This window comes from Pleomorphomonas sp. PLEO (assembly GCF_041320595.1).
In the GTDB taxonomy this organism is placed as follows: domain Bacteria; phylum Pseudomonadota; class Alphaproteobacteria; order Rhizobiales; family Pleomorphomonadaceae; genus Pleomorphomonas.
Window position 1 is genome coordinate 2141434 of the sequence record NZ_CP166625.1, and the last position, 19472, is coordinate 2160905.

Genomic DNA, 19472 nt, shown 5'->3' on the forward strand with positions numbered 1-19472 from the left:
AAGTAGGCCGCCTGCCGGGGAACCGGTGGGCGGCCTTTTTGTTTTCAGCCCGGCCCAGGTCGTGCTGGCTCAATTCGCTGCCTATCCACCGACACGAGAATGCGCTCCACGGATGTCCTCATCACCCGGTGGACAGCCCGAGAGCATTCCTCGTCGATATTCATGCGACCGATACCTTCGATGATGCAGATGCAATCATCGATAATCAATGCATCGCTCACAATACCTTCTAGTTTATCCTCACCACCAGACATAGTTAATTACTTCCCCCACAGATACGCAGTTACAGAACCCGCGTTTATCGCGCATTATCTTCTTGAGAGAACTAGCGGTATTTATATATTCTTTATAGACCAGTTAACTACCAGCCGCCTAAAATATCAAGGTTACAAACGTAACCTAATGGTGGTGGTCGCTTGATTTTCTTTTTCTCTAGTTGTGGTGCTGTACGAGAAATCATAGCGAGGGCGGCTCGATCGGTATTCGGGCGCACCATTGTAGTGGTATCCGCTTATACCGAGCCTGCGCTTCAATCAGCGCGCCGAATCGGTTGTCGTGTGATCCTGGATAGGCCGACAGAAGAGGTCATGCGGCTGTTCGAAGATCGTCCTGATGAAGGCGCCGTCCTGGAGCTGATCGACCTTAGCGACGACGATGCCATCAGGGTCGTGCCATTTGCTCCGCCACGGCCGCGAGAGACAATTGCTGTCAACGGTAGCCACTCAGACCATGAGGCCCTGGCATTCGATCTCCGCAGTCGTGGAATGTCATACGAGGAGATGGCGGTGGCCATGGAGTGCGACGTCCAGACCATCAAGACGTACATCCTCAGGGCGCGCGTCAAGAACCGTCGTGATGCCCAGATGGAGGAGGCGTTGCGGTTGTCCGTGCCTTCTGATTGACCAGGATGCCGCATGCAGAGTTCGCCCATCGGTTTGGGGCTTGCTTCACGGTCTCGCAGATGCCAAAACGCGGGCACCCAAGGGGACGAGCGCGATCCATAAACGGTCCAAAACCTGTCGGTGATCCGCTAAGTACTTGATGGGCCTGTAGCTCAATGGTTAGAGCCGGCCGCTCATAACGGTCTGGTTGCAGGTTCGAGTCCTGCCGGGCCCACCACTTTCAACTGCTTTGATTGAACGGCGCTTTCGGTGTTACTCCGGAAATCTCTACATTCGCGCACGGCGGTCCGGAGATCGAGAAAAGTGTCTCCGGTGTCGCAACAATGCGGGTGTGTTTCGAAAAAGGCATCGCTCTCATAACCAGGGATGAACGAAAGGTGGCATGCAGAGCTTGCTCACCAACGGCGGCGTGTCGGCTACGGGGGGCTGCGCGCTCGATACACGCTTGAGGGGAGAACCGTTGTCCTCTAACTTACCCAGACATATCAATGCGCAATAGTGACTCGCCAGTGACACTCGGCGGAGATTATTACGCAATATTACTGTGGCTACAAGCTGTCTTCTTCGTTCTATCTCGAAGAGTTTCGAAATAAAATAAACTGGATCAGGCGGTATAAATGCGGACGAAAGCTTGCTATGTACTGAATCTTTTTCTGAAAATGCGCCTCTCAAGGACATTTTTGCTTTTTTTAGTTTTTTTGGCCGCGGTTCAGTCTGTCTGGATATTCATTCTCGGATTTTCTTATCCTATTCTCGATGCGCATGCATTCCGGCAAACGCAGACGGCACTATCGGTTTACTGGATGGGTCATGGAGGGGCGCTTCTCAATTATGAAACGCCAGTCCTCGGTGCACCCTGGGCAATTCCGTTCGAGTTTCCTATTTATCAGTGGATGGTCCTGGGGGTGTCCAGAGTTTCCGGTTTACCGCTCGATGGGGCCGGCCGAAGTGTTTCCTATGCATTTTTCTTGCTTACGTTGATACCCCTGCGCGTCATCAGCGGATATTTTTATAAATCGCGCGATGTGTTTCTAATCTCGGTCATATTATTTTTGATATCGCCAATTTACCTGTTTTGGTCGCGGACTTTCATGATTGAATCGGTCGCGCTTTTTGCTTCTCTCAGCTTCATTGCGTGCGTCATCCGCTGGGTTCAGGCGCCATCTTTGCTGAAGCTAGCCTTTGCCACACTTTTTGCCACGCTCGCAGCTTTGCAGAAGATCACAACTTTCCTACCCGCGGCGATCGTCGCGGGCGTTATCGCTCTGGATTATATGTGGCGGATCGTGCCGAGCAAACTGGAAGGCGAACGCACCTTCCGAAAGGCTATTTTCGAAGTATTCAGATTTTTTCCGCTTGTACTGCCTGTTATCGTCTCCATCGTCCTTTTTGAATTTTGGTTGAAATGGTCCGATCAAAGCAAGGCGCTGAATTCATTCGGAGACAGCCTTACGTCGGCAGCCTTGACGAGCTGGAATTTTGGATCCTGGGCGCAAAGGGTCAGTTGGCCTTTCTGGCTGGTGGTTCACAGTAGAATTTTCCCACAAACCGTTGCGTCGCTAGAGGTCGTCATATTATTATTTGGAGTTGTTTTCTTTCTGAAGCCGAAGTGCATGAAGAGTGCTCTATTGGTGCTCCCTGGATTTTTCGGGGGGCTTTTGCTATTTTCAAACCTGCATTTTGTTCATAACTATTATCAATATGCCATTTCAATCTATCTGATCCTTGCGGTTGCCTTTGTTGTCCATGAGGTCGAACGAGTTCGACCGTTGCTCGGAGTTGTTTCTTTATTTGTCTTGATGATCAGTTGCGAGTTTGTATTCTTTGCCGGCGGCCAGAGTTATTTTCACGCCGTGCGGAACGGGGCTAGTCTTCAAGACAGCCAAACGATGCAACTGGCTAGATTCATCAAGGAAAAAACGCCTCAGGATAGCGTTATCATCGGGTTTGGTTATGACTGGTCCTCGGAGCTTTCCTATTACGCGGAAAGACGGAGCTTGATGGTCCCGTCTTGGGCGAAGGACGATCGTCTGAAAGATATTCTGGAAGACCCCAAGCCGTACCTTGGTGGGCTGCCGATCGGCGCGGTCGTCGTCTGTCAGTCGGACACGCCGCCGGGTCAAAAGAGCCTCATCGATTCCAGTGTTGGATTCACTGGGTTGTTAGCTGGAATGAATAGGACGGTGGTTTCCGGCTGCGATGTGGCGTGGAACTGAAACGCGGTGGCTCCGTCGGTGAAGGCGCGCTAAATTCGATTTGGGGTGGGTATCTGAGCGACCTTGATTTCGGCGAGTCGAAAAGCGGAATGCGTCATTTCGCGACGTCGTTCTGAACGAAATCCGTCTTATCAAGGTGACTTCAAGTCATAGCCTGTGGTTTTGATGATCCGGTATTTAGATTGCCGGGCTGAACAGAAGAAAAGCCGTAAAATGGACTTTGATGTGGAAACGGGTGAAGAGAAAATTCCATCTCTGAATTTCGGTTTATCTGTTCCCCTCGTCCTGGATATGGATGGGGCGCTTCTGGCGACAGATACGCTCCATGAAGCTGTGGTCTGTTTCATCAGGCGACGCGGGCTGGCTGTTTTCAAGGCGCCTAGCTGGTTGATGCGGGGGAGGGGGTATTTCAAAACCCAAATACTGTCATCTCTTACCGCCGAAGACATCGCCTATCTTCCGTCGGTGGCGGAAGTCGTCGCCTTTGCCGAACGCGAAGCGAGCCTCGGCCGACGCGTTGTCTTGACGACGGCGGCGGATCGGGCGATTGCCGAACGGGTGGCCGCGCACTACCCCTTCGTTGCCGAGATCATCGCTTCCGACGAAGGCGGCGGTCTCAAGGGAGCCGACAAGGCGAGCCTGTTGGCCAAGCGATTTCCAGAAGGCTTTGTCTATGCTGGCGATTCTTCGGTCGATCCAGCCATCTGGAAAGCGGCCGTCGGTACCATTGTTGTTGGACCCACGGCCGGTCCAAAAGCGGCGCTTCCTCAAAATGGCCAATGGCTGCATACCGCCACGGGCCGCGGCGGCTTACTTGCCGTGCTGCGGCGCAGTCTGCGTCTGCATCAGTGGGTCAAGAACGGCTTGGTGTTCGTGCCGTTGATTCTCAGCGGCCAACTGTTCGACCCCTGGGATTGGCTGCGTGTGCTGATCGGCTTCATCGCCATCGGCCTGCTTGCGTCGGCGACCTATGTTCTCAATGACTTGTGGGACCTTTCCGAGGATCGCCAGCACTGGTCGAAGCGAAATCGTCCCCTGGCCAGCGGTCGGCTATCGATTATTGGCGGCGTCACCCTTATTGCCAGCTGTGGCCTGGGCTCGCTGGCCGCGGGATTGGCGCTCGGGCCTGCTGTGGTCGGGGTTTTGTCGCTCTACCTCGTTATCAGCCTCGCCTATTCTTTCCGCTTCAAGCGCGAGCCGATCATCGACGTCTTTCTCCTCGCCACGATGTTCAGTCTTCGTCTGGCCCTCGGTATTGCCATCACCCACGCCAAGCCGTCGCCGTGGCTGATCGTGTTCTCCATGTTTACCTTTCTTTCGCTTTCCTTGGCCAAGCGTCTGACCGAGATCAAGCGCATGGCCGAACACGGCCTCGAGCGAACCTTGGGGCGCGGCTATGAAGCCGCCGATGCGCCACTGGTCCTAGCACTGGGCGTCGGATCCACCTTGGCGACGGTGCTGATCATGGTGCTCTATCTCATTGATGATGCCTTCCCGGCAGGGGTTTATCATCGGCCCGATTTTCTCTGGGGCTTCCCGATCGTCATCTTCCTGTTTCTCTCTCGCATCTGGTTGGTCTGCCATCGGGGTGATCTGCACGACGACCCCGTCGCCTACGCGCTGAAGGATAAGGTTTCCCTTTTCTACGGCGCGACAATGACGGCCTTATTCGTTGCGGCAATGGTGTAGGCATACATGCTCAGATCTTCGATACCCCGCTTCACCGACCGCACCGACGTCTTTTCCTGGGGAAGGGTACGACGCGAACCTCAACGGCTCGCCCATCCGACCTTTGCCGATCAACTCTCCGGTCTCGCCGTTGACGCCACGCGGCCCAGTCGGTTGGCGACCGGTCTGCGCCGATCCTACGGGGACTCCTGTCTCAACGGCCCCGGCCTTCTTATCGACATGACCGGCGTCGATCGCTTCATCTCCTTCGATCGCGACACCGGTCGACTGGTTGCCGAGGCCGGCATCAGCCTGTCGCATATCCTGCAGGTCGTGGTGCCGCAGGGTTGGTTCTTGCCGACGACTCCGGGAACGCGTTTCGTTACGTTGGGTGGCGCCGTTGCCAACGACGTCCACGGCAAAAATCACCATCGCTTCGGCAGCATGGGGTGCAGTGTCCGATCGCTCGGCCTGATCAGCGGCGATGGGGCGCGTCTGACCATCGGCCCGAACGACCGGCCGGATTTGTTCGCCGCGACCATCGGCGGTCTCGGTCTGACGGGCGTGATTGAATGGGTCGAGTTGCAGCTGGTCCGGGTAGGCAGCGCCTATCTTGATGTCGAAACCATCCCTTACGACAATCTGGGTGCCTTCTGGGCTCTGGCTGACGAAAGCACGGTCAGTCACGAACATACCGTCGCCTGGATCGACTGCATGAGCCGTGGCGCTCGGACGGGACGCGGTGTCTTCACCCGCGCCAATTGGGCCTCCGACGGTGCGTATACCATCCATTCCGACCGAACCTGGAAGAGCATGCCGCTCGAACTGCCCGGTTTTGCGCTCAATCGCCTTTCGGTCGCGGCCTTCAATGAGTTCTATTTCCGCCTTCACAAGATGAAGCCTCGCCACCAGCGCCAGCACTATGCGACCTATTTCTATCCGCTCGACGCCGTCTTGAACTGGAATCGCCTCTATGGTCGGCGCGGCATGATGCAATACCAGTGCGTCGTTCCACCCGGCAGCGACCGCGCCGTGATGGGCGTTCTTCTCGACGAAATATCGCGCTCGGGTCAGGCCTCGTTCCTGGCTGTGCTCAAGACATTCGGCGATGTTGCCTCGCCCGGCCTGTTGTCGTTTCCGCGCCCTGGTGCCACCTTGGCCCTCGACTTTCCCAATCGCGGCGTCGAGACGCTGGCTCTGATGGCCCGGCTCGACCGGATCGTGGCCGATGCCGGTGGCGCACTCTATCCGGCGAAAGACGGGCGCATGCCCGCCGACATGTTCCGGCGTTCCTTTCCCGATTGGCAGCGCTTCGCTGGCTTGAAGGATCCCAAGATGAATTCCGATTTCTGGCGAAGGGTCTCACTCGATGACTGATGTTGTGAAGCGTATCGTGATCCTGGGCGCCACCTCGGCCATGGCGGAAGCCGCGGCGCGGCGATGGGCCGGGCAAGGCGCCGAGATGATCCTGGTCGGACGCGATGTGACCCGGCTGGAGGCGATCGCCAAGGACTTGCTGGTGCGTGGCGCCGCTGGCGCGACCACCGTCGGTCTGGATTGTGCCACCGCCGATGCCGTGGCGTCGTTGACGGGATTTGTCGAGACGCTCGGTGGTCTAGATGTGCTGTTGCTGGCCTATGGCGCGCTCGGCGATCAGGCCGAATTCGAAACGGACCCCAAGGCGACCGCCGATCTGTTCCGCACCAACTTCACCAGTGCCGCCGCCTGGTGTCAGGCCGGCGCGACGGTTCTCGAACGGCAGGGCTTCGGCGTTCTTGTTGTCATAGGCTCGGTGGCCGGTGATCGCGGGCGGCGGTCGAACTATGTTTATGGTGCATCGAAGGCCGGCCTTGGCGTGCTGGTCCAGGGTATCGCTCATCGTCTGGCTGGCAGTGGGGCCCGTGCCGTGTTGATCAAGCCCGGCTTCGTTGACACGCCGATGACCGCGGGGATTACCCGCAAGGGGCTGTTGTGGGCCAAGCCGGAGACGCTTGGTGCCATCATCGTCGCCTCGGCGGTCAAGGGGAAGCCGATCGTCTATGCCCCAGCCTTCTGGCGCTTCATCATGGCAATTGTCCGCAACGTTCCGGCGGCCATCTTCCACAAGACCAAACTCTGACCTCTGGGGGCTGTTGTGCCGATTTCGAGCGAGCGAAAGATCGTTATTACCGGTGGCGCCGGCCTGGTGGGCCAAAATCTGATCCAGCGGCTGGAGGCGCGCGGAATAGGCCATATCGTCGCCATCGACAAACATCCCGCCAATACGGCGATCCTGGCGAAACTGCATCCCGGCGTCGAGGTGATCGAGGCCGACATGGCCCACGCCGGTGCTTGGCAAGACGCCTTCGCCGGGGCCGACACCGTGGTGCTGAACCACGCCCAGATCGGCGGGGTGGACGAACGGCCCTTCACCAGCAACAACATTACTGCCAGCGAGCATGCCGTCGCCGCGGCGTTGCGTCATGCCGTCGCCAACGTGGTTCACATCAGCTCGTCGGTGGTCAATTCGCAAGCCCGCGACTTCTACACCGAATCCAAGAAGGCCCAGGAGAAGCTCGTGGTCGCCAGCGGCCTGCCGGTCTGCGTCTTGCGGCCGACCTTGATGTTCGGCTGGTTCGATCGCAAGCACCTCGGCTGGCTCGCCCGTTTCATTCAACGCTCTCCGATCTTCCCGGTGCCAGGTTCGGGGCGTTACCTGCGCCAGCCGCTTTATGTCGGCGATCTGTGCGAGATCATCATTTCCTGTATCGAAACGCCCCGACCGGGCCAGGCGTTCAACATCTCGGGCCAGGAAAAGATCGACTATATAGATCTGATCCGCGCGGTGAAGACGGCGATCCGCGCCTCGACCCCCATTGTCCGGATTCCCTATTCGCTATTCTGGTTGCTGCTCAAGACCTATGCTCTGGTCGATCGCGATCCGCCCTTTACCACCCAGCAGCTCAAGGCGCTGGTCACACCGGACGTGTTCGAAGTCATCGACTGGCCGGGGATATTCGGCGTGAAAGCGACGCCTCTGGCGGATGCGCTGCATCAGACCTTCCAGGATCCGACCTATTCCGACATCGTGCTGGAGTTTTGAGCCGTGAAGCGAGTCGCAATCATAGGCGGCGGCGCCATGGGGCTGGCCGCTGCCTATCACGCAGTCAAGGCCGGGCATCGCGTCACCGTTTACGAGGCTGACGCGGTGGCTGGCGGCATGGCCGCCCATTTCGATTTCGATGGCCTGTCGATCGAACGTTACTATCACTTCGTGTGCAAGCCGGATCAGGCGACCTTCGACTTGATGGAGGAACTCGGGATCGGCGATCGCATGCGCTGGGTGCCGACGTCGATGGGCTATTTTGTCGACGGGGCGCTGCACGAGTGGGGTAACCCCCTCGCTTTGTTGCGCTTTCCGGCGCTGAACCTGATCGATAAGCTGCGCTATGGCTTGATGATGTTTGTTTCCGTCAAGCGGAAAAGCCCGGGCAATCTGGAGACCACCGCCGCCAAGTCGTGGATCGAACGTTGGTGCGGCAAGCGGGTCTACGACAAGCTGTGGCGGCCGCTGTTCGACCTGAAGTTCTATCAATATGCCGACAATGTCTCGGCGGCATGGATCTGGACCCGCATCAAGCGGGTGGGCTCCTCGCGCCGGTCCCTGATGCAGGAAGAACTCGGCTACATCGACGGGGGAAGCGAAACCCTGGTGACGGCGCTGGTCGGCGCCATCGAGCGCCTCGGCGGTGAAATACGCCTGTCGGCGCCAGTGTCGGAGATTGTCAGTATCGGCGGTCGTGTCACCGGCGTGGTCGCGGGCGGACAGGAAGAAGCCTACGACGCGGTGATCTCAACCGTGCCCATTTCCCTGATACCGGACCTTGTCCCAACCTTGCCGGCGGCGAGCAAGGCGGCCTACGAGGCCATCCTGAACATCGGCGTCGCCTGCCTGATCTTCAAATTGAAGCGGTCGGTCACGCCGCACTTCTGGGTCAACATCACCGACAACCGCATCGCCATCCCCGGCATCGTCGAGTTTTCCAATCTCCGCCAGACCGGCGATACCATCGTCTACGTGCCCTATTATATGCCGGTGACCAACCCGAAGTGGGCAATGTCGAATGAGGAACTGTTGGCCGAAGCCTTTGGTTATCTCAAGCTGGTCAACCCGCAATTGACCGACGCCGATCTGATCGCCGCCCGCGTCGGGCGGCTGACCCATGCCCAACCGGTGTGCCCGCCCGGGTTCGCCGCGCACATTCCCCCGGTCCAGACCTCCATTGCCGGATTGCAGATCGCCGACACTTGTTTCTATTATCCGGAAGACCGGGGCATTTCCGAAGGCGCACGATATGGCCGGTTGATGGCAGCGGCCATCGACGATCCGTCGGTGTGGGGGTAGGCCTGCATGCTTTCGCGAGAGTTCCTTCGTTTCCTGATGACCGGTGGCGTCGCAGCGATTGTCAATCTCGGCAGTCGCTATGGCCTGAGCTATTTCGTCCGGTTTGAGATTGCCGTCGTCCTTGCCTATCTGCTCGGCATGCTGACCGCCTATGTGCTGGCCAGGATCTTTGTCTTCGTACCCTCTGGACGGTCTTTAGCCTCGGAATTGTGGCGCTTCACCATGGTCAATCTCGTGTCCCTTGCCATGGTCTGGTCAATCAGCGTTGCCTTGGCCAGAATCGTCTTTCCCGCCATCGGGTTCATTTGGCACCCGGAAGACGTCGCTCACGTCATTGGCGTGCTGGCGCCGGCCGTTGTCAGCTATTTCGGCCATCGCTTCTATACCTTTGCCAGAGATGTTTCCTGAGGTGGCGACCCGCGGCATTGATGCGCGTCGAAGAGATGGCTTGGGAGCCGTCGGCGGCGTGTCGTGTGGCTTTGCGAGGAAGCTCGACTAAGGCGGGCCACCGGGACGGTCGAAGCCGCCGAACATCTAAAGCTGACCCTCAGCCGTCCGAACCTCGACGTGAAGGTCGTCGACCGGATGCTCTCCGTATTCAATCAACCTGAGTTGTCGGTCGCTCAATTCTTGCTTTTAACCGTCCAAGCTGGTGGTAGAGCCGGCGCATATTGAAGCTTAGAGAGGATATGATTATTTTCTTGATGATTTTCAAAAGAACAAAATTTGCTCTATCTTGTAAGCCATACTTGCAGCTCAGATAGGCTATTGAGCTTTCTTTTCCGTAGCCGCGCAAGAATTCCACGAACCGGCTCGGGGGGGTCGATTTACCAAGGACATGCTCAACCTTGGCATCGGAGACCAAGATAATAGGCTGGCCGCTTTGCAGGAGGCGCCAACTCAAGTCGTCGTCCTCAAAATACAAGAAGATATTTGGATCAAATCCCCCCATCTCAAGAAACAATGACCGGCGGATGGCAAACGCTCCCCCGTTGGCAAAACGTACACAGCAGTCGCCGGAAAAATTGGTGTCCAATATCATGGCTGGACGCTCGCCTTTCAGCTTGCACTCAATCCATGTTATGTTTTGGAAGTGAAGGCGGCTTTGTACATAGGTTGCTGCGCAAAAAGCTGAGCAGTCAGCGTAATTATTTACAGCAATACGTAATGCATCGAAGAAGCCACCCATCAGGATTGCATCTGGATTTAGGAAAAGAATAAAATCACCAGTTGCGGCTTCTGCTCCGAAGTTGCAGGCCTGTCCAAACCCAATATTCTTGCCACTTTTAAAGTACTTGGCCCCGCTGGGTAACTTCGATAGATCAGGCGAGTCGTTTCCATTGTCAACGAGTATGATCTCGATTCCCGGCGGAATGCTGCTTAGCATGTCAAAGACAACAGCATTGCTATTGTAGAGCACCGTTACAACTGAGAAACATACGTCTGGCAATAGATATTCTCCATGAGTTGCCGCCAGGGGCATGGCAACAGTCTTAGCTCGCGTAGCTGGCGCTCTAGACAACCGCTGTCGATATGAAAAGGTTCCGAATAACGCTGTCTCTGGGTGAGGAAATATTCCTCATACTCAGAGACATTAGTTTTTACCTGATCATGCTATAGGCCTTGCACGCTATCATTGCAGCTTCCGCGATGAACACGCTTTCCGCTGCTGAATTGTTCCAAACTGTTTCGTCGCCTCGTTGGACAGAAAAATCTGTGCCACCGCCCAAAGCCAACTCGTTAAATATCCCACCGTCCGATTTCTCTCACTCCTTCTTCCAAAATGCAACGCAAACGCAACCTTGTGTTGCCTGAATCGGTCGCTCTGGGCTTAGATTTTGCGATTGTGACAAGGGCTGTGGATGAACGGTTTGATAGAGGCGTGCACTTCGCTCGCAATTGCCGCGAGCGAAGGGGTTTGTAACAGGCGCAAACTGCGCCGGCCAACGCGTGTTTGAATGGGAGAAGGTCGATCGATGCGGCAAAGCTCGGCCGCATACCCCAGATACGTTGCTTTCGTCGACGATTATACCAATTGTCGAAGATGCTGACGCATCCGCTCATTGAACCATTGTCGATTTCTCATTTGCATCAGGGACATGAGAGATCGACAAGCAGAATACCAAGGGTTATTTTCAAGGCACCTTGGCATTAGCCGTCGCGCCGTCGATTCAAACGTCGGAGATTGGGTGCTGGTCGCGTGCGGGAGTGTTTCCGGTGAAACAGTTCACCGGAAACATTTCGGGTCAAATCAGCCCGGAGCGTAGATTGAGAAGATACCGGCCGTATTCGCTCTTTCCGAGCTTCTTTCCAAGGGCCTCCAGCTGGTTGTGGTCGATGAAGCCGTTGCGGAAGGCGATCTCCTCGGGGCAGGCGATCTTGATGCCTTGCCGGCGCTGCAGCGTGCCGACAAAGTCGCCTGCCTCCAGAAGGCTGTCGGGCGTTCCGGTATCAAGCCAGGCGTAGCCCCGGCCCATCAGCTCGACATTGAGACGGCCGCGCTCAAGATAGGTCTTGTTGACGTCGGTGATCTCGAGTTCGCCGCGCGCCGAAGGCTTCAAGTTGGCGGCGATATCCACCACATCCTTGTCATAGAAATAGAGCCCGGTGACCGCCCAGTTGGACTTCGGCTTGGCGGGCTTTTCCTCGATCGACATCGCCCGCATTGTCGCGTCAAACTCCACCACGCCGTAACGCTCGGGGTCGGTGACGTGATAGGCGAACACCGTCGCGCCCTCCGAGCGCGACGCCGCGCTGGCGAACAGGTCGGTGAGGCCGTGGCCGTGGAAGATGTTGTCGCCCAGGATCAGGCAGGATGGCTCGGAGCCGACGAAGTCGGCGCCAATGATATAGGCCTGAGCGAGGCCGTCCGGCGACGGCTGCTCGGCATAGGAAAGCGAGATGCCCCACTGCGCTCCATCGCCCAGCAGCCGGCGGAAGCTCGGCAGGTCGTGCGGCGTCGAGATGATCAGGATGTCACGGATGCCGGCCAGCATCAGGGCGGACAGCGGATAGTAGATCATCGGCTTGTCGTAGATCGGCATCAGCTGCTTGGATGTCACCAGCGTCATCGGATGCAGCCGCGTGCCCGAGCCGCCGGCTAGAATGATCCCCTTCATCAAACGACCTCCCATTAAGTCACTGCCTGAGAGCCTGCCCCGAAACTCTACTGGGGCGGGCATCTAGCTTCGATTTCTGCGCTTCCGGTGCTCACGAACCTCAAGTTCGCTCCGCTCCGGTTCTCGAACTCGTCGCCATCTGCCTCACCCCAGCGAATTTCGAGTCAGGCTCTGAAACCCGTGTGGCGCCGAGTTCATGATTCTTCTGTCAGCCGGCGACGAGCCGCCGGACGACCCGTTCCGTCGAGCCCTGCCAGTTTGGCAGGCGAACGCCGTGCAGCCGCTCGATCTTGCCACAGTCGAGCCGTGAGTTGCCCGGCCTTTTTGCCGGCGTCGGATAAGCGCTGGTCGGGATCGGATCGACCGTGACGGACTTGCCGCCGAGGGCCGCCGACAGGCGGAAGATTTCCGCCGCAAAGCCCGCCCAGCTCGTCTCGCCATCGCCGGTCATATGGAAGATGCCGCGCAGGGCCGGGTCGCCCGAGGCGATGAGGTTGCCCGCCACCTTGAGAAGACCGTCGGCGATATCCAGCGCCGAGGTGGGGTTGCCGATCTGGTCGGCAACGACCCCGAGGCTATCGCGCGTTTCGCCAAGCCGCAGCATGGTTTTGACGAAGTTCTTGCCGAAGGGCGAGTAGACCCAGGCCGTCCTGAGAATGGCATGGTTGGCCGTGGCGGTGGCGAGCGCCAGTTCTCCGGCCAGCTTGGTGCGGCCATAGGCCGACAGCGGCCCCGTGGGATCGCTCTCGACATAAGGCGAAGGCTTGTCGCCGGAGAACACATAGTCGGTGGAAAGATGCACCACCGGTACGCCGAGCCGTGCCGCCGCCTTGCCGATCTCGCCGACCGCCGTGCCGTTGACGGCGAGCGCCGTCGCTTCGTCGCTTTCCGCGGCGTCGACCGCCGTATAGGCGGCCACCGACAGGATGACGTCGGGCCTCAGCGCTTCGATCGCCGGGGCGATCTTGTCCGTGGCGGCGAGATCGAGCTCCGGTCGGCCGATCGGCAGCAGTTCGATGTCGGTCCGTGTCGCCGCTTTTTCGAGGAGCGAGCCGACCACTTGTCCATCGGTCCCGGTCACCAGGATGCGGCGGATCATGCCTTCGTCTCTGCCGGTTTGAGGAGACCGAGGCGGCTACCATCATAGCCTTTGCGCAGCGGCGCCCACCACCAGTCGTTCTGAAGATACCACCGCACCGTCTTGTCGATACCGCTCTCGAAGTTCTCCTCGGCCTTCCAGCCGAGTTCCCTTTCCAGCTTTGTCGCGTCGATGGCGTAGCGGACGTCATGGCCGGGACGATCGGCGACATAGGTGATCAGGCGGTCATGCGGGGCGCCGGCCGGGTGGTGGCGATCCATCAGTGCGCAGATCGTCTGGACCACGTCGAGGTTCTTCCGCTCGTTGCGGCCACCGACGTTGTAGGTCTCGCCGGGACGGCCACGCTCGGCGATCAGGTCGAGCGCGCGGGCGTGGTCTTCGACATACAGCCAGTCGCGGATGTTGGCGCCGTTGCCGTAGACCGGCAGCGGCTTGCCCTCAAGGGCATTGATGATCATCAGCGGGATCAGCTTCTCGGGGAAGTGATAGGGGCCGTAATTGTTGGAGCAATTGGACACCACGACCGGCAAGCCATAGGTCCGCTGCCAGGCCTTGGCCAGATGGTCCGACGATGCCTTCGACGCCGAATAGGGCGAAGAGGGATCGTAAGAGGTCTCTTCGGTGAACAGGCCCTCGTCTCCAAGCGATCCATAGACCTCGTCGGTCGACACATGCAGGAAGCGGAAGGCGGCTTTCTCGCCGTCGGAAAGACCATTCCAATAAAGGCGCGCCGCCTCCAGCATGGTGAAGGTGCCGATGACGTTGGTCTCGACGAAGTCGCGCGCGCCGGTGATCGAACGGTCGACGTGGCTCTCGGCGGCGAGATGCATCACCCGGTCCGGCCGGAAGCTGTCGTAGGCCTCGGTGATCGCCTGACGGTCGCAGATGTCCGCCTTGAGGAAACGATGGTTCGGATGATTGTCGACGGCCCGCAGCGAGGTGAGCGTGCCGGCGTAGGTGAGCTTGTCGACGGTCAGCACCTCGTAGCCCTTGACGAGCACGAGATGGCGGACGACGGCTGACCCAATGAAACCGGCGCCGCCGGTGACGAGAACGCGCATGAGAATACCCTGCCTCAGGAAAAGATAAGAAAGGCCAGCGGGAACTCAGCCGGCGAAGACGAAGTTGGAATCGAGTTCGGCGAGAAGCGGTTGCACCCGATCCTTGGCCGAAAGAACGGCCTTGTCCTCGGTCACCGGCCAGTCGATGTCGAGCGCCGGGTCGTTCCAGCGCAGGCCGCGGTCATGCTGGGGGCTGTAGTAATCGGTGACCTTGTAGGCGATGACGCTGTTTGGCTCCAAGGTGCAGAACCCATGCGCAAAGCCGGATGGTATCCACAGCTGATGATCATTCTCGGCGGACAGCTCGACCTTGACGTGCTGGCCGTAGGTTGGCGATCCCCGGCGGATATCGACGGCAATGTCCAGGACCGCGCCGGCAAGGCAGCGGACAAGCTTGCCCTGCGCCTTCGGATTGAGCTGGAAATGCAGGCCACGCACCGTTCCAACCTCGGCTGACATCGACTGATTGTCCTGAACGAAGACAACCTGCCCGACCACTTGCTCAAATAGATCCAGTCGAAAGGTCTCCAAGAAATATCCACGGCTATCGACGTTGCGATGATGGACAATCAGGGTCGGACCAGAAATCGGAAAAGACGCAATTTGCATGAATGGTTGGCTCCAGGATTGCCCCACATCGACCAGATAGATTGACCGCTTTCACCGATGGAAATCGTTGCTCGCCTCTACCCGTCTTCCAGCATATCCGCCCTTTTGGATCAGTGTGCATACATAGTTGGTTAGGGACTTGTTTTTCATCAGCGTTATCACGGAAACAAAGACCGCCACGCCGTTGCCCCGGTTTTATCCAGCCGAATATGTCCATTGATGCGCGAACGCCCATGGCCCCACATGACGCAGCCCGTTCAGGCCTCCAACTGCCCTACGAAGCGGCATGGTTGGCTTTCAGCCATGACCAGACACTGGCTACGCCTTCCCTCAATCCGATCTTGGTATCCCAATTGAAGTCCAGCTTGGCGCGCTCGATATCAAGAACCGAGATGGGGACATCAAGACTACGAGCGGGTTTATAGATGATCGGTATCGGACTGCCGACGACTTCGCTAATAACCTCGGCGATGTGCGACACGGATGTTCCTGTCCCGCTGCCGCCGTTATAGATACCTATCTTTTCGCTTTCCAACGCCGCGACACAAAGGCTCGTAAGGTCTTTGATGTAGATGTAATCTCTTATGGCCGACCCATCGCCCCATATTTCGAGCGGCTGTTGGTTCAGTGCCCGATTCAGATAGGTGCCGATGATGCCTTGCACACCGAGATTGCCTTGGTAGGGGCCGTAGGGGTTGGATGCACGGATCACGATCGGCCGCAGCCCGAACTTTGTTTCATAAAGCTTGAGGTAGGATTCAATGGCGACTTTCACGATCCCGTAGGAAGAGATCGGGTCGAGTATGTGCCCTTCGGGTATCGGAATTTCCTGTGGCTTGCCGTAAACGGTTCCACCGGATGACACATACAACAGGCGCTTAACCCCGCACGCCGCCATGTCGTCCAGAACGCTCAAGGTGCCAAGAAGGTTGATCTGTATGTCCCGGCCCGGATCCTTGTCGGCTGTGGCGGGCACCGTCCCACTTGCAAGATGGGCCACCGCGTCGACGTCCTGCAAGGCGTCTCGCAAAAGCTTGCTGTCCGCCAAGTCTCCCGAGATATATTGGACGTCAGGCAACAATGGACGAGATGGGACCCGGTTTCTGCCCAGAACCTTGACAACATGTCCGGCCGCGACCAGGTCATTGACAAGATGGAAGCCAATGAAGCCGCCGCCTCCCAGCACAAGTATTTTCATTGGGACTCCCACCAGCGCTTCTCCTGTGAAAATGAGTTCACGGGGAAAGCTCTGTCTCTTTGTTACACAATTCCAGACGCAAAACCGGTTCCCACTTTTGCTGGAATTGCTCTAGTCTACGACACATTACGCAGTTAAACGCTGCTCTAATATAGAGCGATATTCCACGATATAGTCGCCCGCCAGGGCGTCTATGTCATATGTCCCGCTGAGCGCCCTGGCATTGGCCTGAAGTTCGGCACGGACCTCAACATCCAATATCGATTCCATGGCCGCCGTCAGCTCATCCACGAACTGGGCATCATCGGCGTTGTTTGAAATCATGATGCCGGCTTGCTTGCCCTCGATCTGAGACATTGTCTTGATCTCTCCAATGTCCGTGGCGACGCAAGGCACGCCGACCTGAAGCGCCTGTATCAGGCAAAGAGGGAAGGATTCGCCCGGAAAGCGCGTCGGAACCAGGGCTACGTCGCTCATGCGGTACAGCCCATAGATCTCTTTGACGAAGCCGAGGAAATGGATCGACGGATCCGCTTGGGCCAGGCGCCTTGCGGCCTCGGAAGAGGGCCCCTCGCCGGCCATCAGCAGAGCCATCCGCGCCTCCGGCCGCCGTTGACGCAGCAGAAGATAGGCCTTCACGGCCTCCGCCCAGCCCTTGCCCTCCACCCCTCGGCCGACCAGTGAAAAGACAATGGCATCCTCAGGTATGTCCAGCTTCTGGCGGCCTCCAGGGAAAGGAACGGTATCGACAGGCATCGCATTTCTCACCTTCAGGAATTTGCTGCTCTCAACCTTGAGGCCCTTGAAGGGAGTGAGATTGCGGTCCGCCAAGTAAGCCAGTTTGTCGATCTTCCTGCTCCACTGGCTAATCTTTTTCGCTGATATATTCATGGCCTCATACGATCCATGAAGCGTCACGATATAGGGAATGGAAACGCCTTTTTGCTCCAGCAGGAACGCTTCCACACTGGCAACATGCGAATGAACGATGGAAATGCCGGCATTCTTCAAGAACTGCTCGACGCCGACTTCGCGAACATCCTTGGCTGTGTAAATGGGAATTCCCGGATCGAGCATTGATCTTACGTCGGGATGATAGTCGATGTTGTTCATTTGCAGGATCGACACCATGATCCCTTGCCTGCGAAGTGCGTTCGCCAAATGAATGGGGAATATCTCGCCGCCACCAAAAGAGAAGCTTAGAATTCCGATGAGAACATGCACGTCGCTTTGGGGCAGGGCGCGGAGAGTGGGCGCATCCAGGATCTCATCGAAAACGGAGCTGCTCCCGCCGGCCGCCAGGAAAACGCCGCGGCAAGAGGCCAAGAACCGGTCCACCGTTTCGTCCGGGATGGCCCATCGCGCTTTCAGCGCCGCCATGAGCCGATAATATTCCTTGCAGTACTCCGGCTTGGACTGTGCGCCGTGGCCCGACGTATTACCCTGGTGAATCCGGAAGGAACTGGTCGCGCTCGGTTCATAGGCGATCTGGCCGCCACCGGCTATGGCCGAATAGAGATACCAATCCCCCATGATCCTGAAGTTTCGAGCTTCTTCCCATACCCGGTCAGGAATATCAAAGCGGCGCCACAGGCTGCCACCCACGTTGGCAATGACGTTTTTCACGCCAAACCCGGCCCGAAACCAAGTCGCGGCGGGGCGAACGATCGGCGTGTTCCAGATACCGGCTTCGCTATCCTCGCGGTAACGGTCCAGCCCGGCCATGAAATTCCCCTCACTATCGGCGAATTGAATTCTGCCGAAGGCCAGCATCACGCTGGGATCGCGAAAGGCGCCTATCATGCGCTCGACGAACGTCGGCTCGCAAAAGTCGTCGCTTTCGCAGATCCAGATCAGATCGCCGGTCGCGTGCGCATGCCCCTTCTGCCATTGGCGAAAGACGTTTCCAGAGTTTTCCGAATTGTATACGGTTCGGATCCGTTTCGGATAGCGCTCCACATAAGAATCTATGACCGATCTGCTGTCATCTGTAGAGCAATCATCGAGAACGATGATGTCTATCAACTCATATGTCTGCGATAGAATACTGTCGAGCCTTTGGGGGAGATAGCGGGCATGGTTGTAGTTCGGCACGATAGCCGTCACTCTCAATCCATGGCGCGAAAATATATTTTCACGGAACGCTGAGATAACCTCATTTTTTGAAATTTTCTTGGGGACGTTGGTAAAAAATTGATCCAAGCGGCGTAAAAACAAAATCGGATCTCTCTTCTCCGCCGATCTCAGCAATTTCTTCCGTCGCCGGGAACTAACCAGCCGCATTTTCGATAGGGTGTAGAGAAACTGAACGTAGATCAGGTGAGTGATGAGCCTTCCTAAAGAGGAACGGCCCATCCAATTCTCTCGCTTCAAAAACTCCACTTCGTCGGTAATCTGGTCGATGTCTTTTATCAAGGTGTCGGACCATTGGGCTCGCTCGAGGTCCAGAGCTGTCAAGAACAGCTCGGAATCCTTGATATCCTGGGAGAATAGTCCGCCGACACTTACGCTCTGTACCGGAGTGTTCGATGCGACCGCGATCAGGACCGATGGATTTGTCACACCCGCCGTGGTTGAATAGTTCTTGGAATCGGTTTCAAAAAACAGACTAGGTTCATTTTCAGCGGCGATAACGGAACCAAAGCCAATTTTTTGACCATGCATGGTCACGTGAGAGAAATGCGTGCGAAGTCGTTTTTCGAAATCGGCTTTGAATAATTCTCTTACGCTTGGCTCGTTTAGCGAATCTGTCTTGTCACGGTGGGAATTATCAGGAATTGATATGATCAATGCGCCACCGTCCCGTAGAACGCGCTTAATCTCTGAAAAGAACTTGTCATAATTTACAATATATTGCTGTGCCTCAAAGGCAACGACCGTATCAATAGACTTTTCTGGCAAGGGTATGGAGCTATACTCTCCTGTCACAAAAGATAGGTTTTCACTCTTATATTTACTTTGGGCTTGTAGGACCGCATCGCGAGACGCATCAACTCCGACGACGGAGCGGGCTGTCTTTGCCAGCAGTGCGGAGCCTATCCCTTCGCCGCTCGCTATATCCAATACATCTTTGTCTTTGGCAAGATTTTGGGCGAGATGGTAGCGATGCATATGTTCGAGGAAGATGTTGCCGCCAATCGTCGGGACAAAGCGCTGTCCGCTAAGGCCAAGGTCCTCGGTCATCCTCATTCCTCGGTAATTGCCGCATTTCGCAGT

15 protein-coding genes and 1 tRNA gene are annotated in these 19472 nt (G+C 57.1%); 9 read left to right on the forward strand and 7 right to left on the reverse strand.

Annotated elements, in window-relative coordinates:
• The first annotated feature begins 587 nt into the window (after nt 1-587).
• The 9 genes from AB6N07_RS09990 to AB6N07_RS10030 all read left to right on the forward strand — a co-directional run bounded on the left by AB6N07_RS09990 (nt 588) and on the right by AB6N07_RS10030 (nt 9578).
• Nucleotides 588-902: a sigma factor-like helix-turn-helix DNA-binding protein gene (locus AB6N07_RS09990; protein WP_370677652.1), complete on the forward strand. Its 315-nt coding sequence runs from the start codon at nt 588-590 to the stop codon at nt 900-902.
• A gap of 141 nt (nt 903-1043) precedes the next feature.
• Nucleotides 1044-1119, forward strand: a tRNA-Ile gene (locus AB6N07_RS09995).
• 400 nt (nt 1120-1519) lie between these two features.
• The gene (locus AB6N07_RS10000) at nt 1520-3118 is read left to right on the forward strand and encodes a hypothetical protein (RefSeq protein WP_370677653.1); all 1599 of its coding nucleotides are present in this window, start codon (nt 1520-1522) and stop codon (nt 3116-3118) included.
• A 165-nt stretch (nt 3119-3283) separates the two neighbouring features.
• Nucleotides 3284-4807, forward strand: coding sequence for a UbiA family prenyltransferase (locus AB6N07_RS10005; protein ID WP_370678215.1), 1524 nt, complete (start codon nt 3284-3286; stop codon nt 4805-4807).
• Nucleotides 4808-4813: 6 nt separating this feature from the next.
• Nucleotides 4814-6163 (forward strand): FAD-dependent oxidoreductase, encoded by a 1350-nt coding sequence (locus AB6N07_RS10010; protein WP_370677654.1) that lies wholly within the window; start codon nt 4814-4816, stop codon nt 6161-6163.
• On the forward strand, nt 6156-6905 hold the full coding sequence (locus AB6N07_RS10015; RefSeq protein ID WP_370677655.1) for an SDR family NAD(P)-dependent oxidoreductase: 750 nt from the start codon (nt 6156-6158) through the stop codon (nt 6903-6905). The genes AB6N07_RS10010 and AB6N07_RS10015 overlap by 8 nt, the downstream gene beginning before the upstream one ends.
• Before the next feature lie 15 nt (nt 6906-6920).
• Nucleotides 6921-7868, forward strand: coding sequence for an NAD-dependent epimerase/dehydratase family protein (locus tag AB6N07_RS10020; RefSeq protein WP_370677656.1), 948 nt, complete (start codon nt 6921-6923; stop codon nt 7866-7868).
• Between the two features lie 3 nt (nt 7869-7871).
• The gene (locus tag AB6N07_RS10025) at nt 7872-9170 is read left to right on the forward strand and encodes an NAD(P)/FAD-dependent oxidoreductase (protein ID WP_370677657.1); all 1299 of its coding nucleotides are present in this window, start codon (nt 7872-7874) and stop codon (nt 9168-9170) included.
• A 6-nt stretch (nt 9171-9176) separates the two neighbouring features.
• Nucleotides 9177-9578 (forward strand): GtrA family protein, encoded by a 402-nt coding sequence (locus AB6N07_RS10030; protein WP_370677658.1) that lies wholly within the window; start codon nt 9177-9179, stop codon nt 9576-9578.
• Nucleotides 9579-9768: 190 nt separating this feature from the next.
• Here AB6N07_RS10030 and AB6N07_RS10035 read toward each other — a convergent pair whose 3' ends face one another.
• From AB6N07_RS10035 to AB6N07_RS10065, 7 genes are all read right to left on the reverse strand, one after another.
• The gene (locus AB6N07_RS10035) at nt 9769-10653 is read right to left on the reverse strand and encodes a glycosyltransferase family 2 protein (RefSeq protein ID WP_370677659.1); all 885 of its coding nucleotides are present in this window, start codon (nt 10651-10653) and stop codon (nt 9769-9771) included.
• A gap of 763 nt (nt 10654-11416) precedes the next feature.
• Entirely contained in the window at nt 11417-12289 is an 873-nt protein-coding gene (gene rfbA, locus AB6N07_RS10040) for a glucose-1-phosphate thymidylyltransferase RfbA (protein ID WP_370677660.1), read from the reverse strand.
• Between the two features lie 208 nt (nt 12290-12497).
• Nucleotides 12498-13388 carry a dTDP-4-dehydrorhamnose reductase gene (rfbD, locus tag AB6N07_RS10045; protein WP_370677661.1) on the reverse strand — a complete coding sequence of 297 codons (891 nt, stop codon included), beginning with the start codon at nt 13386-13388 and terminating at the stop codon, nt 12498-12500.
• Nucleotides 13385-14449 (reverse strand): dTDP-glucose 4,6-dehydratase, encoded by a 1065-nt coding sequence (rfbB, locus tag AB6N07_RS10050; protein ID WP_370677662.1) that lies wholly within the window; start codon nt 14447-14449, stop codon nt 13385-13387. Before rfbB ends, rfbD begins: the two co-directional genes overlap by 4 nt.
• A 45-nt stretch (nt 14450-14494) precedes the next feature.
• Nucleotides 14495-15058 (reverse strand): dTDP-4-dehydrorhamnose 3,5-epimerase, encoded by a 564-nt coding sequence (gene rfbC, locus AB6N07_RS10055; RefSeq protein WP_370677663.1) that lies wholly within the window; start codon nt 15056-15058, stop codon nt 14495-14497.
• A 274-nt stretch (nt 15059-15332) separates the two neighbouring features.
• Entirely contained in the window at nt 15333-16256 is a 924-nt protein-coding gene (locus AB6N07_RS10060; protein ID WP_370677664.1) for an NAD-dependent epimerase/dehydratase family protein, read from the reverse strand.
• 126 nt (nt 16257-16382) lie between these two features.
• Nucleotides 16383-19439, reverse strand: coding sequence for a glycosyltransferase (locus AB6N07_RS10065; RefSeq protein ID WP_370677665.1), 3057 nt, complete (start codon nt 19437-19439; stop codon nt 16383-16385).
• Nucleotides 19440-19472: the final 33 nt, after the last annotated feature.

What these genes read in the sequence shown, in the direction of transcription:
- AB6N07_RS09990 (WP_370677652.1), top strand. Translation starts at nt 588, where the DNA reads ATGCGGCTGTTCGAAGATCGTCCTGATGAAGGCGCCGTCCTGGAGCTG.
- AB6N07_RS10000 (WP_370677653.1), top strand. Translation starts at nt 1,520, where the DNA reads ATGCGGACGAAAGCTTGCTATGTACTGAATCTTTTTCTGAAAATGCGC.
- AB6N07_RS10005 (WP_370678215.1), top strand. Translation starts at nt 3,284, where the DNA reads ATGATCCGGTATTTAGATTGCCGGGCTGAACAGAAGAAAAGCCGTAAA.
- AB6N07_RS10010 (WP_370677654.1), top strand. Translation starts at nt 4,814, where the DNA reads ATGCTCAGATCTTCGATACCCCGCTTCACCGACCGCACCGACGTCTTT.
- AB6N07_RS10015 (WP_370677655.1), top strand. Translation starts at nt 6,156, where the DNA reads ATGACTGATGTTGTGAAGCGTATCGTGATCCTGGGCGCCACCTCGGCC.
- AB6N07_RS10030 (WP_370677658.1), top strand. Translation starts at nt 9,177, where the DNA reads ATGCTTTCGCGAGAGTTCCTTCGTTTCCTGATGACCGGTGGCGTCGCA.
- AB6N07_RS10035 (WP_370677659.1), bottom strand. Translation starts at nt 10,653, where the DNA reads ATGCCCCTGGCGGCAACTCATGGAGAATATCTATTGCCAGACGTATGT.
- rfbA (WP_370677660.1), bottom strand. Translation starts at nt 12,289, where the DNA reads ATGAAGGGGATCATTCTAGCCGGCGGCTCGGGCACGCGGCTGCATCCG.
- rfbD (WP_370677661.1), bottom strand. Translation starts at nt 13,388, where the DNA reads ATGATCCGCCGCATCCTGGTGACCGGGACCGATGGACAAGTGGTCGGC.
- rfbB (WP_370677662.1), bottom strand. Translation starts at nt 14,449, where the DNA reads ATGCGCGTTCTCGTCACCGGCGGCGCCGGTTTCATTGGGTCAGCCGTC.
- rfbC (WP_370677663.1), bottom strand. Translation starts at nt 15,058, where the DNA reads ATGCAAATTGCGTCTTTTCCGATTTCTGGTCCGACCCTGATTGTCCAT.
- AB6N07_RS10060 (WP_370677664.1), bottom strand. Translation starts at nt 16,256, where the DNA reads ATGAAAATACTTGTGCTGGGAGGCGGCGGCTTCATTGGCTTCCATCTT.
- AB6N07_RS10065 (WP_370677665.1), bottom strand. Translation starts at nt 19,439, where the DNA reads ATGACCGAGGACCTTGGCCTTAGCGGACAGCGCTTTGTCCCGACGATT.